Genomic DNA, 15,689 nt, shown 5'->3' with positions numbered 1-15,689 from the left:
ACCTAGCTCACGCCTAATGCGACCGAACCCGTCACAAGTGGGAGGAAGATTCATGGTCATCATTCGGCAAGCGAGCGGTATAGGGCTTGATAAGTCTCGGCAACGCGGCTCCACGTCCGCTTCGCGGCGACTTCGGCGCGGCCCGCCTCGCCCATCTCGGCGCGCTTGGCAGGGTCCTCGCGCAGCCCGGCGATGGCCTTGGCCAGCTCGGCGGGATCGCCCGCCGGCACGAGCATCCCGGCGCCGTCGGAGCCGACCAGCTCCGACAGCGCGGGCAGGTCGCTGAGCACGACGGGCTTGCCGAGCGCCATCGCCTCGACGGGTTTCAATGGTGTAACGAGTCGGCAGACGCGCAGGTCCTCGCGCGGGCAGGCGAAGATGTCGATGGCGTCCTGCGCCTGCAGCGCCTCGTCGGGGCCGACGCGTCCCGGCAGGATCGCGGTGCTCAGGCCCAGCTCCTCGACCAGCTCCAGCAGGTTGGGCCGCTCGGTGCCGTCGCCCACGATGAGCACGCGGACGGGGGCCCGCTGGTCGCGCAGCAGCGCGGCGGCCCGCAGCAGGGTGGCGAAGCCCTCGTAGGCCACGATGCTCGACACCGAGCCGACCACGATCTCGTCGTCGGCGATGCCGTACTCGCGGCGGAAGGATGCCCCGTCGTAGTGTGCGGTCAGCAGCGAGTCGTCCACGGCGTTGGGCGCCAGGTGGATCTTCTCCCGGGGCACGCCGCGCTCGACGATCTCGGCGGCCATCGTCTCGGCCAGCGTGACGACCGCGTCGGCCTCGCGCATCAGGAACGCCTCGCGCTCGCGCTGCAGCACGTGCCGCTGGCTGCCGATGCGCTTGGGGTCGCGGGAGGCCCAGGTCTCCTCCAGGAAGCCGCGGACCTCGTACACGAACGGGGTGCCCGTCCTGTCGCGCACGGCGTGCGCGATCGAGCCGTTGCGGTGGTCGGTGGCGGCGTGCAGGACCTGCGGGCGTAGCTCGGCGGTGAGCTTGGTGACCCGGTCGGCGCCTCTGATGATGCGCCCCTGGGTCTCGAACGGCATCTCGCGGTGCGGCTCGGGCAGCAGCCGGTGGTAGGGGATGCCGTCTATCTCGTCGTACGGCGCCGCGTCCGCGTGCCCCTGCAGCATCGGCCAGCCCCAGCTCGTGACCACGTGCGGGTCGATGCCGGCGGCCTTCTGCGAGGTGACGATGCGGTGGGTGCGGACGGTGTAGCCGGCCTGCGTGTACGGCAGGGCGTTGGTGACCACGTGCAGGACCCGGTTCCGCACCCGGCTCAGGATGGCCACCTTGGGGCCGGGCGGGATCGGGTCGGGGCTGATCGCGGCCAGCTCGCCCCGGTAGTAGGCGGCCCTGCGCTTGACGAACGGGTACTTGGTGTGGGCCTCCAGCACGGCGGCCGCCTCGCTGACCCGGCCGGCGTCCCAGTGTTCCTTGGCCTCGTTCCACGGCCCCTTGACCACGCGCATGCCGAACTTGCGCACCATGCGCCGGGCCCGGCGGGCGGCCGGCCAGGCGACGCTGCCGACGATGGGCCGCAACGCGGGCGGAAGCGTGTCGGCGGCGGCCTGCGCCACCCGGACGGGGTCTGACTTGACCTTCGTCATCACCACGCGGGAGACGATGATCGGATGCTGGACGAATCCCTTGAGAAGCCCACCGACGCCGGCACGGGCGGACTTCGCGGAAACCCTGTCTGATGTACGGGAGGAGTCTTGACGACTGGCGTCGGATGCCACGCAGGGACCGTACCATAGGCAGCGTTTTTTCCCTTCCGCTATGAAAGGCGAGGTCAATGAGGGAGAACCCCCTGGTCCTGCACGTATTGGGTGCTCGTCCCAATTTCGTGAAAGCGGCCCCGGTGGTGCGGGCACTCGGCGAGCTCGGCGTGCGGCAGGGCATCATCCACACTGGTCAGCACTATGACGCGCTGATGTCCGACGTCTTCTTCGCCGACCTCGGCCTGCCCGAGCCGGTGGCGAACCTGGGGGTCGGCTCGGGCAGCCACGCCAAGCAGACGGCGGCGCTGCTGGTGGGCCTGGAGGAGGTCGTGCAGGAGCACACCCCCGACCTGGTCGTGGTCTACGGCGACGTCAACTCCACGCTGGCCGCGATCCTGGTCTGCGCCAAGCTGGGCGTGCCGACGGCGCACGTCGAGGCGGGGCTGCGCTCGTTCGACCGGGGCATGCCCGAGGAGGTCAACCGGGTCGTCACGGACGCGCTGGCCGACCTGCTCTTCGCCACCTCGCCGGAGGCGCTGGCGTTCCTGGCGAACGAGGGGATCCCGGCGGCCAAGGTGCACCTGGTCGGCAACCCGATGATCGACAGCCTGTTCTCCGCGCTGCCCAAGCTCGACCCGGCGCCCGTGGTGGCGCGGCTCGGCCTGCCGGCGCGCTACGCGGTCGCCACCCTGCACCGCCCCGCGAACGTGGACACCCCCGAGGCCGCGAAGGAACTGGTCGACGCGGTGCTGGAGGTCTCGCGGCAGGTCCCGATCGTGGTGCCGATCCACCCGCGCGGCAAGGCGCGGCTGGCCGAGGCGGGCCTCGTGGACGGCGAGTCGATCAAGGTGGTCGATCCGCTGGGTTATGTGGACTTCCTCTCACTCGTACGGGGCGCCGCGCTGGTCGTCACGGACTCCGGAGGCGTGCAGGAGGAGACGACCATGCTGGGCGTGCCCTGCCTGACCGTCAGGCCCAACACCGAGCGGCCGATCACGATCACCCACGGCACGAACCGCCTGGTCACCCCCGCCCTGCTGCCCGCCGCGGCGGAGAAGGCGCTGGCCGACGGCGCCGCCACCCCGGCCGGCGAGCTGCCCGTCCTGTGGGACGGCAAGTCGGGGCCGCGCATCGCCACGGTGATCGCCGCCTGGCTCAAGGGGGACAACCTGGCGCCCGCCTCTCAGGGCAAACGCCCCGAATAACGGCGATATCCGCCGTACTATGACTTACCTCTGCTGAGCGATTGGCGTACCACCATGGCCGAAACCCCTGAACAGCCCACTTTCCAGCGTCTCGGCCCCGTCAACTGGCTGCCCGAGGAGCGCAAGCTCGTCGAGCGGTACGAGGCGGAGGTCAGGGAGCTGCGCCGACGGCTGGAGATCGCCGAGGCCAAGGCCGCGTACGCCAACTGGAAGCTGGAGGCCACGCAGGCCAAGCGGACGTTCAAGCTGGGCGAGGCGCTGGGCTCGAAGAGCCCGGGCCGGATCGTCGAGGCCGTGCGTTCCAAGGAGAAGGCGCCCAAGGCGCCCATCCCGGTGAGCCTGGCCATCGCGGCGGCCGAGAACCGGCCGCCGCAGGTCGAGGTGCCGGCGGTGAAGTGGCCGAACGGCCCGGTGAACCGGCCCGACCTGAAGGTCGCGGTGATCCTCGACGACTTCTCCCGGATGGCCTTCCGCTACGAGTGGGACCAGATCGAGTTCGGGCTCAAGGACTGGCCGGAGATCTTCGCCGAGAAGCGGCCCGACCTGCTGTTCTGCGAGTCGGCCTGGCACGGGAACCAGGGCCGCTGGCGCTACCAGATGACCGGCACGAACGCGCCCAAGGACCCGCTGCGCGACCTGGTGGCCTGGTGCAGGAGCGAGGGCATCCCGACGGTCTTCTGGAACAAGGAGGACCCGCCGAACTTCGACTTCTTCATCGACACGGCCAAGCTGTTCGACTACGTGTTCACCTGCGACGGTGACATGCTGCCGAAATATCGGGAAATTTTGGGACACGACCGGGTGGACGTGCTGCAGTTCGCCGCCCAGCCCCGCGTGCACAACCCGATCCAGCAGAACAAGGGCCGCCTGCACGACGTCGTCTTCGCCGGCATGTACTTCCGCGACAAGCACCCCGAGCGCCGCGAGCAGATGGAGGTCGTGCTCGACCCGGTCAGGGAGCTGGGGCTGCACATCTTCGCGCGCAACGGCGAGGTGGACGAGAAGTACGCCTGGCCGGAGAAGTACCGGCCGCACATCGTGGGCGAGCTGCCCTACGACCAGATGCTGGCCGCGTACCGGATGTACAAGGTCTTCCTGAACGTCAACTCCGTGCTCGACTCGCCGACCATGTGCGCGCGGCGCGTCTTCGAGCTGTCCGCCTGCTCGACCCCCGTGGTGTCGGGGTGGTCGCGGGCGATCGAGGAGACGTTCGGCGAGCTGATCCCGATCGCGCGCGAGCCGGTCGAGTCCTACAACCAGGTCCTGCACCTGATCAACAGCCCCGAGCTGCGGGCCAGGATGGGCCACCTGGCGATGCGCGAGGTCTTCGACAAGCACCTGTTCTCGCACCGCGTGGACCAGATCCTCCAGGACCTCGGCCACCACGTGACGCCCAGGTCGCGCTCGATCACCGTCGTGCTGCCCACCAACCGCGCCTCCCAGATCGAGCACGCGATCTCCTCGGTGGCCAAGCAGCTCCACCGGCCGCTGCAGCTCGTCATGGTGCTGCACGGGCTGGACATCGACCCCGTCGTGGTGGCGGACAAGGCCCGCATGGCGGGCATCACGGACGTCACCGTCCTGCCCGCCGACGCCTCGCTGTCGCTGGGCGCGTGCATGAACCTGGGCATCGCCGCGGCCGAGGGCGAGCTGATCGCCAAGATGGACGACGACAACCTCTACGGCGAGCACTACCTGTCGGACCTGGTGCGCTCCTTCGACTTCTCGGACGCCGAGATGACCGGCAAGGGCGCGCACTACGCCTACTTCGAGGGCAGCAACACCACGATGTTCCGGCTGCCGGGGCTCGAACACCGCTACTCGTGGCTGGTCCAGGGCGGCACGTTCCTCGCCAAGGCCGACCTGTTCCGCGCCTACCCGTTCGCCGACATCACCCGCGGCGAGGACACCCACCTCGTGCGGCGGCTGAAGGAGGACGGGGTGAAGATCTACTCGGCGGACCGGTTCAACTTCGTCTACTGGCGCAGCGCCGACACCGCGATGCACACCTGGCAGGCCGACCACATCAAGCTGACCAGGAACGCCCAGTTCTCCTTCGTCGGCCGTCCGGACGCGCACGTCCTCATCTAGGTCCTCATCCAGCACGCCGGCCGGCGGCGCGGCCGTCCAGGAGGGCCGCGGAGCCGCCTCCGACACGTCGCGTGGATCGCGAGCTCTAGGGCGAGACGCGGGCCAGGTTCTGGTCGGCCAGGTTCGCCAGCTCGTACAGGCCCTGCGGCTTGACCCGCTGCCCGACCACCAGCATGCTCATGATCGTGGTGCCCCGCCTGATCATGACCGAGCCGATCTGCGCGTTGTTCTCGCCGCCCGCCGCCGTCGTCAGGTAGGCGCGCGACTGGTCGCCCTTGGCGGGCATGTCCAGCGTCTTGGTCTTGTACGTCACCTTCGTGCCGCCGACGTCGGCCGTGTAGTCGGCGCACTGCTTCGGCAGCGGCTCGGGGAAGGTGGCCTTGGGCAGCGCGACCACCGCCTGCGTGATCGAGCCGCGGGCCGCGGAGAAGGCGACCACCGCGGCGGGCGACTTGGCCACCTCCGGCTTGGCGGCGTCGAGCTGGGCCGCCCCCGCGCACTCCGGATGTTGCGCCCTGGCCTTGCGGACGGCCTCCAGGCCCTGCTGGGTGGACTTGAGCGAGCCGAACTCGCCCAGCTCCGGCCCGTACGTGACGCTCATGCCCTTGGGCACCGGCAGCAGCGCCGCCCGCAGCTTGGCGCTCGCCGCGGACGTCTGCGGCGAGGCGGAGGCGGCGGGCGCCTTCGGCTCCTCGGCCGAGGAGCATCCGGCGATGACCAGAGTGCTCAGAAATAGGCTGGGAATTGCTTTATGCATGGCCGCTCCATTTCACTAGGTGGACCTCGAACAAAACGCTAGAGCAAGCCGCTAGTACGGGGCCGAGTAACGTCGCTATCAGCGGGATTCAGCGGCTTCACGAGCGTTTCCCGCTTCGCCACCCGGCCACTACCTGGGCCGATGCGGGCGAGAGCGACGACAACCGCCAAATCGGCCGCGCGGCAATAGGGCGGGCAAAATGTTTACCGGGGCCCTGCGCGTCCTGATGCGGCTTTTCTCCCGGCTGCTGATGATCGCGGCATGAGCTTCTCTCCGCGTGCGCTCGGCCTGGACGTGCCCATGACCCGCAGGGACTTCTTCGACGGCATCGCCGTGAGCTGCGTGGCCGGCAGCGCGGCCATCAGGCCGGTCAGCCCTCCTGACCCGTTCACGGTGCGCGGCGACACCGGTGAGGCGCTCAGCGTGGCCCACGCGCTGCGGGACGGCCGGTTCTGGGAGCACGCGGGCCCGCCCGCGCCCACGGGCGAGAGCTACGACCTCGTCGTGGTCGGCGGGGGCCGCGGCGGGCGGAGCGCGGCGGCCGAGTGGCTGCGCCGCCACCCAAGGGCGGGCGTCCTCCTCCTCGACAACCACGACCTCGACGACCACGACGAGCCCGCCGGGCACGAGCCGGGCGCCCTGGACGCGTTGCCGTACGACGCGGTGATGTGCGACGCGGAGAGCTTCGGCGCGGACACCCTGGTCGCGACCGGCGCCCCCGGCTGGGTCGAGCGGCTGCCGATCGACGCGCGGGCCAGGCGGGACCTGCGGCTGCTGCACGACGACCCGCCCGACTGGTTCCCCGGGGTGCCGGCCGAGGGCAAGCAGGAGCGGCTGGCGGGGCTGACGTACTCGGGGTTCCTGCGGGAGGTGTGCGGGGCGCATCCGGAGGTGGAGCGGTTCTGCAGGACCATGCCGAGCGCCGAGTGGGGCTACGACACGCGGGCGTTCGGCGCGATCGACGCCTGGGGCACCGGCTATCCGGGGTTCGCCGGGCTGGGGCTCAGCGGGCGGGAGCCGTCCAGGTACAACTCACCGACCGTCCGCCGGCGCTGGCACGAGACGGCGCCCGTGGCCGCCGCGCCCGCGCTGGACGGGCGGGTGCGGGTGCGGGGGGCCAGCCCGGTGGTGTCCGTGCGGGACGGCGCGGGGGCCGCGACCGTGGGCTACTTCGACGGGCACCAGGTGCGCACGGTGGAGGCGGGGGCGGTGATCCTGGCCTGCTGGAGCGCGGTGGTGCCGTACCTGGTGCCCGAGCTGTCGCCGGAGCGGCGGCGGGCGCTGCGGCAGGCGGCACGGGTGCCGCTGCTGGAGGCGTCGGTGCGGCTGCGCGACCCGGACGCCTGGCGGCGGCTGGGCGTGCGGCGGGTGCGGTGGACAGGCGCGTACTGGTGCGCGAGCACGTTCACGCCGCCGGACACCGTGCGGCTGCTGGCCACGCCGTGCCGCTCCGAGCTGGGGCCGGGGGCGGGGTCGGCGGCGGGCAGGCGGGAGCTGCTCATGACGCCGTACAGCACGCTGGAGCACACCGTCCGCGACCAGCTCGCCCGGCTGCTCGGCCCGGTCGGCTTCGACCCGGGCGGGGGCATCGCGGAGATCACGGTCCACCGGTGGGGTCACGCGCTGGCGCCCGAGTACTGCCGGCCGTGGCACCCGTTCTACCCGGACGGGCCGTTCCCCGCGGACGCGGCGCGCGGCAGGGTCGGCCGGTTCGGCAGGATCGCGATCGCGGGCTCCGACGCCGTGCCCGCCGCCCGCGGCGAGGCCGCCGCGACGGCCGCGCGGCTGGCCGTGGAGGAGCTGGCGCGATGACGGCGACGTGGCTGCGGATCTTCGTGACGGGGCTGGTGCTCTGGCTGGCCACCGTGGTCGTGACCGCCTGGACGGGCAACTCCAACCTGGTGCCGACCGTGGTGCTGTTCGGCAGCTTCCTGGTGCCGGTGACGTTCGTGGTGTGGGCGTACGGGCGGGGCCGCTCGCCCGTGGTGACGGTCGAGCGGCTGTTCGTGGCGTTCGTGGTGGGCGGCGTGCTGGGGGTGCTCGGCGCGTCGCTGCTGGAGAGCTGGCTGCTGCGGCCGTCGATCCTCATGTACGCGCTGGTCGGCCTGATCGAGGAGGGCGTCAAGCTGGCGGCCCTGATCTTCGTCACCCGGCACGTGGCCAGGCGCTCGACCAGGGACGGCGTGGTGCTGGGCGCCACCGTGGGCTTCGGCTTCGCCGCCTTCGAGAGCGCGGGGTACGCCTTCAACGCCCTGTTCACCGCCGACGGCCTGTCGCTGACGCAGCTCGTCGAGACGGAGGTGCTGCGCGGCATCCTGACCCCGGTCGGTCACGGCCTGTGGACCGCGATCGCGGGCGGGGCGCTGTTCCGCGCGGGCGGGCGGCTGACCGCGCCGGTCGTGCTGACCTACCTGGGCGTGTCGCTGCTGCACGCGCTGTGGGACTCGATGAGCGCCATCGCGATCGCGATCACGCTCGTGCTGACCGGGCGGCCGTGGCAGTTCGAGCTGCTGCGCATCGGCCGCGTGCCGAACGTGACGCCCTGGCAGATCCACGTCTACACGGTGCTGAACTGGGCGGGACTCCTCGTGATCTCGCTGGTCGCGATCGGGTGGCTGTGGACCACGGTGGCCACGGCATGGTCACGGCACGGCAGGAACGGGGGATCTTGTCCCAATAATCACGGTAATGAACGTGTTCCTCCCACTGCGCCGGAAGCATAATCGGTGCTAGTCTCCTGTGCGATCTTCCGGAGGTGTATTTACACAAGGTGTGGAAATGCCCCCGACTCGAGGTTGGGACATGGGCTCGCGAAACCGGTCTATTCGGTTCAAGATCTTTTTATTGCTGCTGCTACCCCTCCTGTCTCTGAGCGCGCTCTGGGGTTTCGTCCTCAACCTGACCATGGGCGACGCCCAGTCACTGCTTCGCGCGAACACGCTGTACGACACGATCGGCGCCGCCTCCACCGACCTGGGGATTCAGCTCCAGGCCGAGCGGGTGCGCTCCGCCGAGACGCTCACGACGCGTAAGCAGACCGAGGTGCTGGGCGGCCAGCGGGCCCGCACCGACAAGTCGGTCGCCGACTTCAAGCAGGCCGTCACCGACGCCGGCGGCGCGGTCGGCGAGGACCTGAGCCGCTCGGTCGACAACCTCACCATCGCCCTCGACAGGCTCGCCCTGATCCGGTCGGACATCGACAACGGGATCAGCAGCCGCCTGGTCGGCCTGACCGAGTACAACCGCGTGCTCGACGCCATCTTCCAGCTCTACGACCACCTGATCTCCGTCTCCGACCTGGAGATCTTCCAGCAGGCGTCGTCGCTGCAGGCCATGGGCATGGCCAGGGAGTACATCGCCAGGGAGCACGCCCTCATCATCGGCGCCCTGGCCGACGGGCGGCTGACCCCCTCCGAGACGGCCGCCTTCACCGAGTACGCGGCCTCCAGGAAGTTCCTGCACTCGCGCGGCCTGGCCGGGCTCGAGGTGACGCTGCGCAGGCCGTACGAGCAGGTCTTCGCCACCGAGCCGTTCCTCACCTTCGCCACCATGGAGTCGCGCGTCATCAAGACCGGCGCGCCGCCCCCCGACGCCGACGCCTGGCACCGGGCGGTCGGCAAGCTCACCGGCCGCCTCGACGACCTCGGCAAGACCTCCTCCGACACCCTGGCAGGCCGCACCTCGCAGGCCGCCACGGGCACCGTCGTCGAGATCGGCATCGCGGGCGGCATCGGCTTGATCGCCGTGCTCGCGTCGATCATCATCTCTGTACGGTTCGGTCGCCGCCTGGCCGGGGAGCTGGCCGGGCTGCGTGCCGCCGCGGTCGAGCTGTCGCGCCGGCGGCTGCCCGACATCGTGGCGCGGCTGCGCCGCGGCGAGGACGTGGACGTGCAGAAGGAGGCCAAGGCGATCAAGGTGAGCGGTTCCGCTGAGATCACCGACGTGGCCAGGGCGTTCGGGTACGTGCAGCGCACCGCCGTGACGGCTGCGGTCGGCCAGGCGGCGCTGCGGCGCGGCATCGGCCAGGTCTTCCTCAACCTCGCCCGGCGCAAGCAGGGCCTGCTGCACCGCCAGCTCGCGCTGCTCGACGGCATGCAGCGGCGCACGCACGACCCCGACAGGCTGGAGGAGCTCTTCCGCCTGGACCACCTGACCACGCGCATGCGGCGGCACGCGGAGAGCCTGATCGTGCTGTCGGGCGCCGCGCCGGGCCGGGCCTGGCGCAAACCGGTGCCCGTGATCGACATCGTGCGCGCCGCGGTCGCCGAGATCGAGGACTACACCAGGGTCTCCGTGGGGACGATGCCGGCGGGCGCCATCGACGGCACCGCCGCGGCCGACGTCACCCACCTGCTGTCCGAGCTGGTCGAGAACGCCACCATCTACTCCCCGCCCGACACCGTGGTCCAGGTGCGCGGCGACCTGGTGAGCAACGGCTACGCCATCGAGGTGGAGGACAAGGGGCTCGGGCTGCCGGCCACCGAGTACGCGCGGGTCAACGCGCTGCTCGCCGCGCCCCCCGAGTTCGACCTGGCCGACAGCGACCAGCTGGGGTTGTTCGTGGTGGCCACGCTGGCCCAGCGGCACGGGATCAAGGTGCTGCTGCGCCGCTCGCCGTTCGGCGGCACCACGGTCATCGTGCTGGTGCCGCGCTCGCTGGTGAGCGAGCAGTCGGCGCTGGAAGCGGCGGGCGGTGACGGCAAGGCCGCGCTGCCCAGCCGTACGAGGAAGAAGGCGCTCGCGGTCGTGAGCTCCGGCACGCACGCGGGGCTGCCCAGGCGGGTGCGGCAGACGAATCTGGCGCCCCAGCTCAACAAGGAGTCCCCGCCCGAGCCCGAGCGGGAGCAGGCGCCCGACCCGGCAGAACGCTCTCCCGACGAGGTACGCGACCTGTTCTCCGCCTTCCAGCGGGGAACCCAACGCGCCAGAGAAGAAGCCTCCGAGGAGGGGCCATGAGTAAGGGGGATGCATGAGTGCGCCGACCACCAACACCGGTGAGCTGAACTGGCTGCTGGACGACCTCGCCACGAGGGTCGCCGCCGTACGCCAGGCGGTCATCCTGTCGACCGACGGCCTGGCCGTGGGCCATTCCAAGGCCCTGACGCGCGAGGACGCCGAGCACCTGTCGGCCGTGGCGGCCGGGTTCCAGAGCCTGGCCCGCGGCACCGGGCGGCATTTCGGCGGCGGCGACGTGCGCCAGACGATCGTGGAGATGGAGTCGGCGTTCCTGTTCGTGACGGCGGCCGGCCAGGGCACCTGCCTGGCCGTCATCGCCGAGGCGAACGTGGACGTCGGCCAGATCGCCTACGAGATGGCGATGCTGGTCAAGCGGGTGGGCCAGCACATCACCACCAACCCGCGCGCTGGAGCGTCATGAGCGATAGCCCGCAGTGGTTCGATGAGGAGGCGGGACCGGTCGTCCGGCCCTATGCTCTCATTCGCGGTCGCACACGCTCATCAGGAGACGCGTTCGACCTCGTGGCCACCGTGCGCGCCATCGGCGACCCCCCTGGCGAGCTCGGGCCCGAACAGCAACTCATCCTGCGGGCAGCCCGTGAACCGATCTCGCTGGCCGACCTGGCCGTCGAGCTCGACCTGCCCGTCGGTGTCGTCAGGGTGTTACTCGGCGACATGCGTGACCACGGCCTCATCTCGGTGACGTCGCCCTCAGCCGGAGGAGCGCGGTCGAATGAGCGCATTCTCAAGGAAGTGATCAATGGACTCCGTGCTCTCTGAGGACCCCGTCGCGCTCAAGATTTTGATCGCAGGGGGGTTCGGCGTCGGCAAGACCACCCTGGTCGGGTCGATCAGCGAGATCAAGCCGCTGCGCACGGAGGAGGTGCTCTCCGACCGCGGGATCGGCGTGGACGACCTCGACGGGGTCGAGGCCAAGACCACCACGACCGTGGCGATGGACTTCGGCCGCATCACGATCCGCGAGGGGCTGGTCGTCTACCTGTTCGGGACGCCGGGGCAGGAGCGCTTCTGGTTCATGTGGGACGAGCTGTCCTACGGCGCGCTGGGCGCGGTCGTGATCGCCGACACCCGGCGGCTGACCGACTGCTTCCCCTCCGTCGACTACTTCGAGCAGCGCGGCACGCCGTTCGTGGTGGCCGTCAACTGCTTCGACGGCGCGGAGCGGCACAGCGTGGACGACGTGCGCATCGCGCTCGACCTGGACGACGACGTCCCGGTCATGCTGTGCGACGTGCGCCGCAGGACCTCGGCCAAGGAGGTCATGATCACGCTGGTCGAGCACTCCCTGCGGACGCTCACCTCGGCCAACTGAGCACGGCAGCCGGCCAACTGAGCACAGCGGTCGGCAGACTGAGCACAGCGGTCGGCAGACTGAGCACGGCGGTCACAACGCCCGGAGCCCGTTGATCACCTCGCGGAGCAGGCTCTCCGTCGGGGTGGCGGCCTTGTCGCGCTGCGGGCGCACCGTCACCAGGCCGTGCTCCAGCAGGTCCCCCAGCAGCACCCTGACCACGCCGACGGGCAGGCCCACGTCGGAGGCGACCTCCACGACGGGCCTGCTCTTCTGGGCCACGCAGGCCAGCAGGCGCCGGTGCTGCGCGCCCAGCTCGGCCTTGGACGGGGCGGGCAGCCCCGTCGAGACGACGATCGCCAGCAGGTCGACCTCCGAGGAGGCGGACTTGGTGCGTCCGCGCGCGACCGCGTACGGCCGCACGACCGGCCCGGCCTCCTCGTCAACCCACTCGTGCTCGCGGCTCACGATTGAGATCCCCCATCCTGGTCGCTTTCCTGCCGGCCGCGCTGCCAGCCGGACTGGAGCGAGGAGAGCAGCGCCCTGGTCTCCTCGGGCGAACGCTCCTCCATCGGTGACGCGGCGGGCGGCTCCTGCATGTGCCGCTGGGCCAGCCCCGGCTGCCGGTCCCGCTGCGGCAGTCCCGTGCTCCGCTCGCGCTGCGGCAGCCCGGCGGGACGCTCCCGCTGCGGCAGCTCGCCGGTCCGCTCCCGCTGCGGCGGCTCGGTGGCCCGCTCGCGCTGCGGCAGTTCGGTGGCCCGCTCCCGCTGCGGCAGGGCCGTCGGGCGGTCACGGCGCGGCAGCTGCTGCGGCGGCGCGTCGTCCTGCGGCGGCGCCTGCTGCGGCAGCACCGTCGGCGTGACCGCGGCGCCGTTCCCGTTGCGCCTGCTGGTACGCACGCGCCGGGGCAGCTCTCCCGGCCCCGTGGCCTCGTTCGGGTCCGGCCGGATCATGGAGACCGGCACCGGCTCGAACTCCAGCGGCTGCACCGGCATGGCCATCGGCTCCACCAGCGTGCCGGGCACGAGCACGATGGCCGTGGTCCCCCCGTACGGCGACGGCTTGAGCGTGACCTTGATGCCGTGCCTGGCGGCGAGCATGCCGACCACCGCGAAACCCAGCCGCTCGGTCTGCGAGGCGTCGAACTCCGGCGGGCTGGCCAGCCGCGCGTTGATCGCCTTGCGGGTGGCGTCGTCCAGGCCGAGGCCACGGTCCTCGACCTCGACCGCGAAGCCCCTGCCGACCATCTCGCCGTGCACGGAGACCTCGTTGCTGGGCGAGGAGAAGGTGGTGGCGTTCTCGATCAGCTCGGCGAACAGGTGCATGAGGTCGGCCACCGCCGAGCCGGAGACGCCGCACTCCGGCATCGGGTAGACGCGTACCCGGGTGTACTCCTCGACCTGGGCGGCGGCGCCGCTGAGCACGTCCTCCATCGGGATGACGCCGCGCCACCTGCGGCCCGCCGCGCCGCCCGACAGCAGCACCAGGCCCTCCGCGTGGCGGCGCATGCGGGTGGTCAGGTGGTCGAGCTTGAACAGGCGCTCCAGCGCCTCGGGCTCCTCGGTCTGGCGCTGCATCTCATCCAGCAGCCTGAGCTGGCGCTGCAGCAGCGACTGGCTGCGCCTGGCCAGGTTCCGCAGCGCCTCGGAGACGCCCTCGCGCAGCTTGGCCTGCTCCACGGCGGCGTCCACGGCCGTGCTCTGCACGCTGTCGAAGGCCGCAGCCAGGTCACGGACCTCGCTGGTCGACTTCTGGCTGACCGTGATCGGCGGCGCCTCGGCCGCGATGTCCACGGGCTCGCCCTTGCGCAGCTTGGCCACCACGTCGGGCAGCCTGATCTCCGCCAGGTCCAGCGCGGTACGGCGGAGCGTCCCCAGCTCCCTGGTGAGCCTGCGGCCGATCTTGATGGAGATGACGATCGAGACGATGACCGCGATCAGGCCGAGCGCGCCGGCGATCCCGGCCCGCACCGCGATGGCCACGCCCGCCGGCTCCATCCTGGCCAGCAGCTTGTCGCCGGTGCGCCAGATGGACTCGCGGTACTCCTTCTGCACCTGCTCGGAGATGCCCTTCCAGAGGTCCAGGTCCAGCGGCTCGCCGCCGACGTAGCCCTCAAGGAGGTTCTCCATCGTGACGTAGCGGGGCGAGTAGTACAGCTTCTCGAACGGGGCCCGCAGGTCGGTGTCGAGGTTGGCCAGGGCCTTGGGGAACAGGTGCCTGCGGGTGCCGTCGATGCCGGCCAGCAGGTGCAGGTCGTGCATGCTCACCCGGCCGTCGGCGGCGATGATCATGGCGTGCTCGCGGGCCAGCAGCTCGCGCACCTCGTCGGCCGAGATCAGGCCCTGTGCCTGCAGCGCCAGCTCCAGGTCCGTGCTCATCGTCAGCCGGGAGTACAACAGGTGGATCTCGTCGGAGATCTTCGCGTACTCGGTGACGAGGCCACCCGGGGTGAGCCGGCGGTCGTCCACCTTGCGCCGGATGTCCGGCAGCCGGTCGATCGCCTCGAAGACCGTCTGGAGCTGGGTCTTCATGTCGTCCGTGAGCGCCGACTGCGCGTCCTCGCCCATGGCCCGCTGGCGGAGCGTCTTGTTGTTGTTGTCCACCTTGGCCCGCGCCTTGGCCAGCGCGTCCGGGTCGCTCGCCGTGCCGGCCAGGCGCTCGGCCGAGGCCAGCCGCTCGGTCTGGAGGTTGCCCACCAGGCCGTCGGCGTTGTTGATCACGTCCGTCCAGATGGTCTCGACCTTGAGCAGGTTGAGAGCCTCCCCCGACGTGGTGCTCGCGGCGAAGCCCCAGAGCGCGATCAGGGAGATCAAGGGGATGACGAGCAGCGTCGAGATCTTGAATCTGATGGATCTGCCCGATGCCATGACACCTGCTCCCGGATAGAAGATCGCGGGAGAGAATAGCACCGAAACAGATGCTTTTAAGATCGACTAGCGATAAATCTGTGATATGTCGGGAAATTTGCGGCCATGGCGGTCCGTGCGGCGCTCCGCTGCCACGTGAGCCTGACGAGCCATCCCGCCAGCACCGCCAGCAACGCCACCTCGGCCCCCAGCAGCAGCCGCTCCACGAGCCCGATCATCACCCGCTCGCCCGGCATGGCCACGTACGTGATCGCCAGCAGCCCGAAACCCCCCGCCAGGGCCACCCACTCCACCACCCTCGCCACAGGCTTCCAGGAGGCGTCTGAGGCCAGTCTGGGCACCAGCAGCGCGCCGGCGGCAGGCAGGCTGACGAACGCGGCGATCGAGACGTACCGGTGGATCTGGGCCGCCAGGTCGAGATCGTGCCCGATGGGGGTGGTCGGGACCACCGCGGCCACCACGAGGGCCCCGGACCACACCGCCAGCAACCACTGCGGCGCGCCCTTGACGGGCGCCCCCGCCGACCGCAGCCCCAGGAGCAGCGCCAGGGACCCGATGCCGAGCACCGCCATCGCGACCTCCGTGACGCCCCCGCGGTCGGACACGGCGTACTCGCTGACGGTGATGTTCATGGGGTCGAGGTAGGGGTCGGGGCCGAACTGGCCCGCCACCACGGCGACCACCGAGAACAGGATCGAGGCGCAGGCGATCCAGGGGGAGAGCCTCTTCACTGCGGTCATGCCCTCACTCTCCCGGCCCGGCCCCCGCTCCGGCATC

13 protein-coding genes are annotated in these 15,689 nt (G+C 70.9%); 8 read left to right on the top strand and 5 right to left on the bottom strand.

Annotation, left to right across the window (positions count from 1 at the left end):
- Positions 1-59: 59 nt before the first annotated feature.
- The gene (locus LCN96_RS01260) at positions 60-1,610 is read right to left on the bottom strand and encodes a glycosyltransferase family 4 protein (protein WP_225275893.1); all 1,551 of its coding nucleotides are present in this window, start codon (positions 1,608-1,610) and stop codon (positions 60-62) included.
- A 188-nt stretch (positions 1,611-1,798) separates the two neighbouring features.
- On the opposite strand from LCN96_RS01260, the gene wecB reads away from it, so the two are divergent.
- Both wecB and LCN96_RS01250 read left to right on the top strand, forming a co-directional pair.
- A complete protein-coding gene (gene wecB / locus LCN96_RS01255; RefSeq protein ID WP_225270749.1) occupies positions 1,799-2,929 on the top strand; it encodes a non-hydrolyzing UDP-N-acetylglucosamine 2-epimerase in 1,131 nt (376 codons plus the stop codon).
- Between the two features lie 54 nt (positions 2,930-2,983).
- Complete coding sequence (locus LCN96_RS01250) at positions 2,984-5,020, top strand: glycosyltransferase family protein (RefSeq protein WP_225270748.1); 2,037 nt, start codon at positions 2,984-2,986, stop codon at positions 5,018-5,020.
- 85 nt (positions 5,021-5,105) lie between these two features.
- On the opposite strand, the gene LCN96_RS01245 is transcribed toward LCN96_RS01250, so the two are convergent.
- Entirely contained in the window at positions 5,106-5,777 is a 672-nt protein-coding gene (locus tag LCN96_RS01245) for a hypothetical protein (RefSeq protein WP_225270747.1), read from the bottom strand.
- Between the two features lie 261 nt (positions 5,778-6,038).
- Between LCN96_RS01245 and LCN96_RS01240 the strand changes: the two genes are divergently transcribed.
- The 6 genes from LCN96_RS01240 to LCN96_RS01215 all read left to right on the top strand — a co-directional run bounded on the left by LCN96_RS01240 (position 6,039) and on the right by LCN96_RS01215 (position 12,066).
- Positions 6,039-7,589 carry an FAD-dependent oxidoreductase gene (locus tag LCN96_RS01240; protein ID WP_225270746.1) on the top strand — a complete coding sequence of 517 codons (1,551 nt, stop codon included), beginning with the start codon at positions 6,039-6,041 and terminating at the stop codon, positions 7,587-7,589.
- The gene (locus LCN96_RS01235) at positions 7,586-8,500 is read left to right on the top strand and encodes a PrsW family intramembrane metalloprotease (protein ID WP_225270745.1); all 915 of its coding nucleotides are present in this window, start codon (positions 7,586-7,588) and stop codon (positions 8,498-8,500) included. The genes LCN96_RS01240 and LCN96_RS01235 overlap by 4 nt, the downstream gene beginning before the upstream one ends.
- A gap of 121 nt (positions 8,501-8,621) precedes the next feature.
- On the top strand, positions 8,622-10,733 hold the full coding sequence (locus LCN96_RS01230) for a sensor histidine kinase (RefSeq protein WP_225270744.1): 2,112 nt from the start codon (positions 8,622-8,624) through the stop codon (positions 10,731-10,733).
- A 13-nt stretch (positions 10,734-10,746) separates the two neighbouring features.
- On the top strand, positions 10,747-11,154 hold the full coding sequence (locus LCN96_RS01225; protein WP_225270743.1) for a roadblock/LC7 domain-containing protein: 408 nt from the start codon (positions 10,747-10,749) through the stop codon (positions 11,152-11,154).
- Positions 11,151-11,513, top strand: a complete 363-nt coding sequence (locus tag LCN96_RS01220; RefSeq protein WP_148438260.1) for a DUF742 domain-containing protein — start codon at positions 11,151-11,153, stop codon at positions 11,511-11,513. Before LCN96_RS01225 ends, LCN96_RS01220 begins: the two co-directional genes overlap by 4 nt.
- Positions 11,494-12,066: a GTP-binding protein gene (locus LCN96_RS01215; RefSeq protein WP_225270742.1), complete on the top strand. Its 573-nt coding sequence runs from the start codon at positions 11,494-11,496 to the stop codon at positions 12,064-12,066. The genes LCN96_RS01220 and LCN96_RS01215 overlap by 20 nt, the downstream gene beginning before the upstream one ends.
- Positions 12,067-12,138: 72 nt before the next feature.
- Here the strand turns inward: LCN96_RS01215 and LCN96_RS01210 are convergent, their stop codons facing one another.
- The 3 genes from LCN96_RS01210 to LCN96_RS01200 are packed head-to-tail and all read right to left on the bottom strand — an operon-like array spanning position 12,139 to position 15,652.
- A complete protein-coding gene (locus LCN96_RS01210) occupies positions 12,139-12,513 on the bottom strand; it encodes a DUF742 domain-containing protein (RefSeq protein ID WP_225270741.1) in 375 nt (124 codons plus the stop codon).
- Positions 12,510-14,912: a sensor histidine kinase gene (locus LCN96_RS01205; RefSeq protein WP_225270740.1), complete on the bottom strand. Its 2,403-nt coding sequence runs from the start codon at positions 14,910-14,912 to the stop codon at positions 12,510-12,512. Before LCN96_RS01205 ends, LCN96_RS01210 begins: the two co-directional genes overlap by 4 nt.
- A gap of 56 nt (positions 14,913-14,968) precedes the next feature.
- On the bottom strand, positions 14,969-15,652 hold the full coding sequence (locus LCN96_RS01200; protein WP_225270739.1) for a DUF998 domain-containing protein: 684 nt from the start codon (positions 15,650-15,652) through the stop codon (positions 14,969-14,971).
- Between the last annotated feature and the right edge of the window lie 37 nt (positions 15,653-15,689).

It is taken from the genome of Nonomuraea gerenzanensis (genome assembly GCF_020215645.1).
Classification (GTDB): domain Bacteria; phylum Actinomycetota; class Actinomycetes; order Streptosporangiales; family Streptosporangiaceae; genus Nonomuraea; species Nonomuraea gerenzanensis.
Note: the sequence above shows the minus strand (reverse complement) of the source record. Positions and strands in the feature narration are given on the sequence as shown.

Excerpts from the sequence above, each read along its gene's own strand:
- LCN96_RS01235 (WP_225270745.1), top strand. The coding sequence starts at position 7,586 with ATGACGGCGACGTGGCTGCGGATCTTCGTGACGGGGCTGGTGCTCTGG.
- LCN96_RS01250 (WP_225270748.1), top strand. The coding sequence starts at position 2,984 with ATGGCCGAAACCCCTGAACAGCCCACTTTCCAGCGTCTCGGCCCCGTC.
- LCN96_RS01220 (WP_148438260.1), top strand. The coding sequence starts at position 11,151 with ATGAGCGATAGCCCGCAGTGGTTCGATGAGGAGGCGGGACCGGTCGTC.
- LCN96_RS01245 (WP_225270747.1), bottom strand. The coding sequence starts at position 5,777 with ATGCATAAAGCAATTCCCAGCCTATTTCTGAGCACTCTGGTCATCGCC.
- LCN96_RS01260 (WP_225275893.1), bottom strand. The coding sequence starts at position 1,610 with ATGACGAAGGTCAAGTCAGACCCCGTCCGGGTGGCGCAGGCCGCCGCC.
- LCN96_RS01240 (WP_225270746.1), top strand. The coding sequence starts at position 6,039 with ATGAGCTTCTCTCCGCGTGCGCTCGGCCTGGACGTGCCCATGACCCGC.
- LCN96_RS01225 (WP_225270743.1), top strand. The coding sequence starts at position 10,747 with ATGAGTGCGCCGACCACCAACACCGGTGAGCTGAACTGGCTGCTGGAC.
- LCN96_RS01215 (WP_225270742.1), top strand. The coding sequence starts at position 11,494 with ATGGACTCCGTGCTCTCTGAGGACCCCGTCGCGCTCAAGATTTTGATC.
- LCN96_RS01205 (WP_225270740.1), bottom strand. The coding sequence starts at position 14,912 with ATGGCATCGGGCAGATCCATCAGATTCAAGATCTCGACGCTGCTCGTC.
- LCN96_RS01200 (WP_225270739.1), bottom strand. The coding sequence starts at position 15,652 with ATGACCGCAGTGAAGAGGCTCTCCCCCTGGATCGCCTGCGCCTCGATC.
- wecB (WP_225270749.1), top strand. The coding sequence starts at position 1,799 with ATGAGGGAGAACCCCCTGGTCCTGCACGTATTGGGTGCTCGTCCCAAT.